7 protein-coding genes are annotated in these 6,921 nt (G+C 60.6%); 3 read left to right on the top strand and 4 right to left on the bottom strand.

Features of this window, described 5'->3' with window-relative positions; all coding sequences use genetic code 11:
- Nucleotides 1-580: 580 nt before the first annotated feature.
- Genes FJ398_24635 through FJ398_24620 form a run of 4 tightly spaced genes read right to left on the bottom strand, consistent with a single transcriptional unit; the run spans nt 581 to nt 3,717 of the window.
- The gene (locus FJ398_24635; GenBank protein ID MBM3841082.1) at nt 581-1,501 is read right to left on the bottom strand and encodes an N-acetylneuraminate lyase; all 921 of its coding nucleotides are present in this window, start codon (nt 1,499-1,501) and stop codon (nt 581-583) included.
- Between the two features lie 9 nt (nt 1,502-1,510).
- Nucleotides 1,511-2,773, bottom strand: coding sequence for an MFS transporter (locus FJ398_24630; protein ID MBM3841081.1), 1,263 nt, complete (start codon nt 2,771-2,773; stop codon nt 1,511-1,513).
- Nucleotides 2,774-2,792: 19 nt separating this feature from the next.
- Nucleotides 2,793-3,404: a hypothetical protein gene (locus tag FJ398_24625; GenBank protein ID MBM3841080.1), complete on the bottom strand. Its 612-nt coding sequence runs from the start codon at nt 3,402-3,404 to the stop codon at nt 2,793-2,795.
- On the bottom strand, nt 3,319-3,717 hold the full coding sequence (locus FJ398_24620) for a hypothetical protein (GenBank protein ID MBM3841079.1): 399 nt from the start codon (nt 3,715-3,717) through the stop codon (nt 3,319-3,321). The genes FJ398_24625 and FJ398_24620 overlap by 86 nt, the downstream gene beginning before the upstream one ends.
- A gap of 177 nt (nt 3,718-3,894) precedes the next feature.
- On the opposite strand from FJ398_24620, the gene FJ398_24615 reads away from it, so the two are divergent.
- The 3 genes from FJ398_24615 to FJ398_24605 form a co-directional block, all read left to right on the top strand.
- Nucleotides 3,895-4,290 (top strand): hypothetical protein, encoded by a 396-nt coding sequence (locus tag FJ398_24615; protein ID MBM3841078.1) that lies wholly within the window; start codon nt 3,895-3,897, stop codon nt 4,288-4,290.
- Between the two features lie 378 nt (nt 4,291-4,668).
- Nucleotides 4,669-6,273 (top strand): hypothetical protein, encoded by a 1,605-nt coding sequence (locus tag FJ398_24610; GenBank protein ID MBM3841077.1) that lies wholly within the window; start codon nt 4,669-4,671, stop codon nt 6,271-6,273.
- Between the two features lie 548 nt (nt 6,274-6,821).
- Nucleotides 6,822-6,921, top strand: a 100-nt coding sequence (locus FJ398_24605; protein ID MBM3841076.1) for an ATP-binding cassette domain-containing protein, incomplete at its 3' end; no start/stop codon positions are given.

Below are 6,921 nucleotides of genomic sequence, written 5' to 3'. Positions count from 1 at the left end.
CCGACAAGCTCCTCGCGCCTCCGCGACCCGGAGCTGACAGTCTGTTCCTTGCAAGCTTTCAAAACCGCTCCGAGCTGATGTTCCGATCCTGCTGATGCTGGTGTCGTCGAAGCAAGTTTCGACGGGTTCGAGTAACCTGGAGGCAAGGAAGGTTGGCATGGACTTGGAGTGAAGTGCATTCGATGACAAGGGACTTAAGCAGTGCGGCCGGGGTCACATCTCACAATTTAACAATCTAAGAAGTAGGTTCAACCTCACGGGAGCAGGGTTCAGTGCGGCTGCCCAATGACAGCGCCGCCGGGCGTCAGCAGTTCGAGCGGTTAATGGAGGACCGGAGGGCGGGGGCGACGGCAGTGTCAATGTGTGGGACTGACCTGAATGGCGCTTTGACTCGAATGGCGCTTCGCAAGCTGCCGGCGCAACAAGCGCGGGCCTCGCGCGGGGGCTGGGCGAAGCCCTTCCGCAATGCCGCCACATCTTGCGCGCGGCAGGCGAAAATGTCCGGCAATTCCGAAGCCGCGAGAGCGCGGCTGCCCAGCGCGACAAGGGCGGTGAAGACGAGAGCGAGCCTTTTCATAGGCTAAAGACGAATCCAATCGAAGAAGCCGAGCGTTTCCAGCTCGTCGCGCAACGTCTTCGTTTGCGCGGCGGTTAGCGACGCGTTGGGCAGGCGCGCGGGGCCGACGTCCACGCCGAGCAACGCCATGGTGGCCTTGGCCGCGCCCATGAAGCCCTTGCCCGCCATGAGGTGGATGAGTTGCACCGAACGATACTGCTCCTGCCGCGCGGTTTCGAGGTCGCCCGCGGTGAATGCCGTCCACATCCGTCGATACAGCGGCGCGGCGAAGTTGTAGGTGCTGCCCACCGCCCCTTTCGCGCCCAGCGCCAGCGCCGCCAGCAGCCACTCGTCGCAGCCGTAGGCGACATCGAACCGGCCGCCGCCCGCCGCCAGACAAAGCTGAAATGCCATCAGGTCCGGGTTGGTGAACTTCAAGCCCGCCAGCGTCGGGATGAGCGCCGGCGCGCGTTCCAGAAAGTCCGGCATGGAAAGCGAAACGTGCGTGAAGACCGGGATGTCGTAGAAATAGAACGGCGTGCCCGGCGCGGCGGCGGCGATGTCGGCGCACCACGCAATGAGCGCGTCGAGGTCCCGCGGCTTGAAGTAGCTCGGGGCAAACGCGGAGATCGAGATCGCGCCCAGTTGTTCGGCCTGGGTGGCCAGCGCGCGGGCGTCCGGCAGGCAGTTTGACCCGACATGGACGGAGATCTTCAGGTCCGTGCCGCGCGCCACCTCGAACCAGCGTTGCGCCAGCGTGCGACGCTCCTCCAGCGACAGCGACAGGCACTCGGCGGTCGTGCCGTTGATGAAGGCCGTCGAGACGCCGTCGGCGAGCAGCCGGGCGGCCTGCGTTTCGACGACCGCGAGGTTCAACGAGCCGTCAGACTTGAACGGGGTATGCGTGGCGGCCACCAGGCCGGTCAGGGAGTGGATTGGTTTCATGAAGAGTGATCAGTGGGTCAGCGGCGTCTGGCCGGATTCGGTATCGCGCGGTTTGATCAGCAGCACCAGCACCACGGAAACCAGGGCGACGCTGGCGAAGATGCCGAAGATGGCCATGAGGGGGACCTTCCAGTCACGCAGGATGCCAAACCACCAATCGGCCAGTCCCCCGCAGCCGATGCTGACAAAATTCATGATGCCATAACCCGTGGCCCGCAGGTGCGGGCGGGCGATCTGGCAGAGGATGGGCATGTTGTTCGTATCGAAGAAACCCCAGCCCAGTCCAAACAGCACCAGGAAGGCGACGGCCACCAGCAGCAGCCCGGTTTGGGGCGAATAGCCGACGCCGAACATGGCGACGGAGATGCATACCATGCCAAGAGCGCTCGTGTAGATGCGCCCGCGCGGGTTGCGCCGCGACCAACGATCCGCCAGCCAGCCGCTGACGAACGCGCCGAAGATGCAGGCGACCATCCAATACAGCGTGGCCGAGACGCCCGCCTTGCCCTGGCCGATGCCGAACTCCGCTTTCAGGATCGCCGGCATCCAATCGCGCACGATCCACCCGGCCATCGCCGGCAGCGTGAAATATAAAACCAGGAGGATGAACGACCGGTTGCCCAGCAGTTCGTGCAGCACGGCGCGGGGCGAGGTGCGAGGTTCGGCGGCCTGGCCGGCGGCCACCGGCGGATTCCGCAGCAGCAGGAACAGCGGCACGGCATACAACACGCCCACAATCCCGCAGAAGTCGAACATCCACCGCCAGCCCAGCGACGGATGATCCGCCGCGTAGCCGCTGAACCCGCCCACGATCACGCCCGCGTAAATGCCCATCTGGTGAAATCCCACGGCTCGCGAACGCGTCGGGCCAAGATGATACTCCGAGACCAACGCCAGGGCGGCGGGGATGTAAATCGCCTCGCTGATGCCCATGAGCGCCCGGGTCAGCAGCAATTGGTCGTAGGTCTGCACATGGCCCGTCGCCCAGGTCACCGCCGACCACACCACCAGGCTCCAGGCAATGACGTGCCGGCGGCTGAACCGGTCAGCCAGATAACCGCCGATCGGGCTGCAGATCGCGTAGGTCCACTTGAAGAAGGCCAGAATCTTGCCCCAGTTCGCCTCGGTGCCGATGTCCGGGATGTCGCCCATGACCGAGAACTTCATGGCGGCCAGCATCTGGCGGTCGAGATAGTTGAGCAGCGCCACGGGCACCAGCAGCGCCACCACCAGCCAGGCATAGCCGGCGCTCTTTTCGTTGATCGTTTTCATGTTGGTCAAACCATGCCTTTCAAAGACTCAGTGTAATCGTCCAGTAACACGATGGCCTTTCAATACTCGCCCTTGCGCTGGAACTTCTCCTGGGCAGCGCCGCCAAACTTGGCGAAGGCATGCTCCAGGCTCGCCAGCAGTTCATCCCGCGTCTGGCCTGCCGCGGCACGCGCGGCGCGTCCTCATCGGGAATCGCGAGGAAGCCGTGTTTGTCTGCATGAATGAGCTGGCCTGGCTTGATCTTTCGGCCAAAGACCTCGATCTCGCAATTCCAGCGCACCGGCCAGGAATGGGCGTGGCCGACGCACATCCGCCGGGCCAAGGCTTTGAACCCGGCGTTGTTCATCTCGTCCACGTCGCGGATGGCGCCGTCGAGGATCGTGCCCACGCAGCCAAGGGCCTTGTGGATGTTGGCGTTCACCTCGCCCGAGTACGCCCCGATGGCGCGCGGTTTCTTCGTCCCCATCACAAGCCGACTCCCCATACAAGCCGACTGTCGCCGAAGCATCCGGCTGGAACGCAGACACATGACCTGGAAGGGCATGTCAATTTGCGGCCTTAGAACCGATTTCCGGGCCAGTTTTTCGCCCGTAAGGCGCCGCCGCCGCCTCTTGCAGCACCCACAAATCATCGTCTGCCGCTACGATCTCCATCTCGCGTCTGGAAAGGATTAACGGCTTCACCTCTTCCAGAAAGCCAAGGCTCCCAACCGCCAAACTCTCCGTCCACCGGGGCTCCCGCCGCACCTCGCCTCGCGCAATTCGTTCCTTCAAGCTTGCGTCCAGATGCCTGCCGACTTCTTCGAGACTGCCGGTGCGCAAGCGCCAGCACAGTCGCTTCGCGTCGATCACTCGGTAGCGCTTCCGGATGCCGACCAGTTCGTGATATGCATTCCACTCCCATTCGCGAGGATGGCCGGCCACTCCGCACCGCACCATGTTCATCTCGTCGATGCGTCAAGTGGAAGACCGCAATGGCGGGGAAGATAATAGCAGTTACGCCGGATGCAAAAGGGAATTTACGCTTTGGAGAATTTTGAGAATTTTGAGTTTTGGTGAGTTTTGGAGTTTTGGCTTGTGCTCTGGCTTTGAGTTGTGGATTCTTTCGAATCAGAATAAGTCGTGAAAGTGCAGCTCGACAATATTTGGCGAAGCAAACCGTTAGTCGCTATCGGCTGTGTCGGGCAGTTGTGTTTGCTGATCGCACTGAGCTGGCTGTCCTCGGATCATCAAGCGCATCACCGTGTTCATCACCTCGCGGAATCGATCTGTAAGATTTGCGGGCACCACACCGATTACGCACCGTCTGAAACGGATCATCACCCCACTTCTGGCGACGAAGACTGCGGCATTACGATGTTTGCGAACGGGCATGCGAATGCATCGACAGTACCCGTGAGTGTCGAAGTTCCTGCTCCTGCTATTCTGTTTCTCAACGGCACACCGGTTGTTCCGGTCCTGCCGCCGAGTCCGCGCCTCCTTCCTTTCTCCTGCGGTCCACCGACTACGGTCGCCTGAAGATTCGAGTTGCGGTATTCCGTTCGGCACAAGTCGAACGTCATCCTCATCTACCTTCAGGCACTTTCGCACCCTGGATGCCGCCAGTCTGATCTGGCGGTCACCTGAGAGCTCAGGTGGGTGCGGCTTCAACTCTTCCGAATGCTAAGGTTCGTTGCGGCTCATTGCAGGCCGCCCAAAACCGATTAGCGCATCTCAAGACGAGCAGCCGCACATCGTAAGCAGAATAACCAAATGTCGGACAAGCAGTGAATGAATGTCGGATGTGATGCCAATGCAGAGCAGCCACTCCAGTCGGATTAGGCCCCTGCTGGGCAAGCCGCTCCGCACCACCACGCATCACATCCGCAAATCGAAAATAAACAAAAAGAACAGAAAATGAAAGCAATCAACCACCACATTGCAATAATTGGCCTGGCGATTGGAATCGCTAGCTCAAGCGCTCTTGGCGCGCAAACTCCCATTGGTTTCGGCCATGTCGATATCGGCATCGCCTTCGAGAATAACGAGTGGGACTTGCACATCCACGATGAAACGATTGATCAGGAATATGAGCCGGGTGAGGCCACTTTAGTCGTCCGCCACCCTGCGCGCTCGGCTATCCCGTCCGATACGCGCTTCGCCTTTTTGGGCAGCGCTGGCGCGCCGCTCTGGGTCCTCTCGCAAATCCAAAACCATGACCTTCTATTTCTCGGGATCGCGGCCGAGGAGATTGAAAAGGGGATCTTTGCCGGTGATCAACTGAGGTTGACGCTGAAGCAAGTAAAAGGACCCGGTCATTTTTTCGTCTATAGCACGAGCGGCGCTGCGGGAACACCGGACGTGCGCATGAACAGCCGGGACGGCGTTTCAGATGCGGACTTCGCGACGGTGCTGGCCGGCGGCCACACCGATTACAATTGGGCCTTCACGGCGCCTGGAACCTACGAGGTCACGTTCGAAGCTTCAGGTGTGTTGACCGCTGAAAACAGGGCCGTTTCAAGCGGTCTGATCGCTTATACATTCGTCGTCGAACCAGCGCCAGGCTCTCAGGGGGATATCATCGGGTACTATGTGGGCGTCGATTCGCTGCCGCGGGTCCCCTTCGGGACCTACACCGGCCTGCCCAATCCGAATCAGGGCCGGTTGCTCTTCCTTGTCGGCCACGTTACTCCCGAAAATATTCTGAACAGCCACTACCGCGCCATCGGCGCCTATGAGTACACCGGTCCAACGAACGCCCCAATCGCCGTTCCGACCAACGCCAATCATCGCATTCCCGAAACCTTCACCCTGCAAGCGCCGCTGACATTAGTGCCCGGCTCAGGGCTTTACGAAGGCAAGCTGGTCAGCGCCAAAACCAGCGAACACTACAGCGACCTGCGCATTCGCTCGGTTCACACATTGCGGCAGCAGGTCACGCTGACGGCTACCAACCTTTTTGGTTTCGGCTCGCCGCAGGACGTTCTTTTCAACAGCAACCTCAGAGGACGGACCGGCCGGCTGGACAATGTCGTCGTCGCCCTCGAACTCGTTTCCATCTCGGATGGATTGCGCGTGGGATCGCCCTATCAAATGAACGTTGTCTCGAAGCCCGGTGATCGAGTCACGTTAGGCGAAGGAAACAGCTTCGAGTTTCAACCGGTGATCTGGGCCGAGGCCAGCGCCAAACCAGGCCCCTACTCCGTCCGCTTCAAACTGGTCGATGTCAGCAGAGCGCCTGGACATACGCCGGCGCCTGAGTCGGGAATTGTGACGTTCGATTTTCAGGTCGCGCCGCCGCCTGCGCTGAGCATAGCCAGAACGGTCACGCTGACTCTGCCGGTCGTTACGGAGGGTCACGTCCTGGAAAGCGCCGCTTCCGCAAGGGGTCCATGGATCGAACTGAACCTTCCATTCCAACTGATCTCCGAAGGAAGCGGGGAAGCCGTCCGTCTGACCGGCAAAACTCTTACTGTGCCGCTCACGAGCGAGACGCAGTTCTTCAGACTGCGCCAGCGCTAACTGTTCGGAAACGCTCAGACAAACGCGAAAAAAAAGAACTTGAATCTTCCTGAGTTGGAAGACAGCGGGTGCTGGTCGCAAACCGTGTGCGCGCCAGCACCCGCCAAAAAAACGAACGCGTGAAACGAAAAGGCCGCCGAAAAGTTATCTCGACACTCAGTCGCCGAACGATCACCTGGCAATGCCTGACAACCATCGCCTGCTCGCTTGTCAGCGGCGTTTCGCTCCGCGGGGCGCACGTTCACGTCCAGATCGCCCATGCGGCGGGGGCTTGGGACTTGCACATTTTCGATTTCGATTCCGGCCGTTACGATCCTGCCGAGCTGTCGATTCCTGTCGCGCTCGCGGCACGTTCCACGATCCCCGGCAACCCGCTATACGCCGCGTTCCTGGGCCGCCACGCTAAAATCCTAAACATGAAGACTGCGAGCGAGATCAGGAAAGAAACGGCTGATTTTCAAACGGGGAGCCAGCAGGGTCCGCCCATCATCCGAATCGAGCGTCTCTCGGTCGAGTACCGAAACGCCTCAAGCCGGGGCGAACGGCGAATGGCCATCAACAACCTGAGTCTGGCCGTTGGCGCCGGTGAAGTCTTCGGCTTTCTCGGTCCTAACGGCGCCGGAAAGACGACCACGATGAATGTGCTGC

The organism is Verrucomicrobiota bacterium, assembly GCA_016871535.1.
In the GTDB taxonomy this organism is placed as follows: Bacteria; Verrucomicrobiota; Verrucomicrobiia; order Limisphaerales; family SIBE01; genus VHCZ01.
Note: the sequence above shows the minus strand (reverse complement) of the source record. Positions and strands in the feature narration are given on the sequence as shown.

Coding starts and splice junctions, on each gene's coding strand:
- FJ398_24635 (MBM3841082.1), bottom strand. CDS start 1,501: ATGAAACCAATCCACTCCCTGACCGGCCTGGTGGCCGCCACGCATACC.
- FJ398_24630 (MBM3841081.1), bottom strand. CDS start 2,773: ATGAAAACGATCAACGAAAAGAGCGCCGGCTATGCCTGGCTGGTGGTG.
- FJ398_24625 (MBM3841080.1), bottom strand. CDS start 3,404: ATGATTTGTGGGTGCTGCAAGAGGCGGCGGCGGCGCCTTACGGGCGAA.
- FJ398_24620 (MBM3841079.1), bottom strand. CDS start 3,717: ATGAACATGGTGCGGTGCGGAGTGGCCGGCCATCCTCGCGAATGGGAG.
- FJ398_24610 (MBM3841077.1), top strand. CDS start 4,669: ATGAAAGCAATCAACCACCACATTGCAATAATTGGCCTGGCGATTGGA.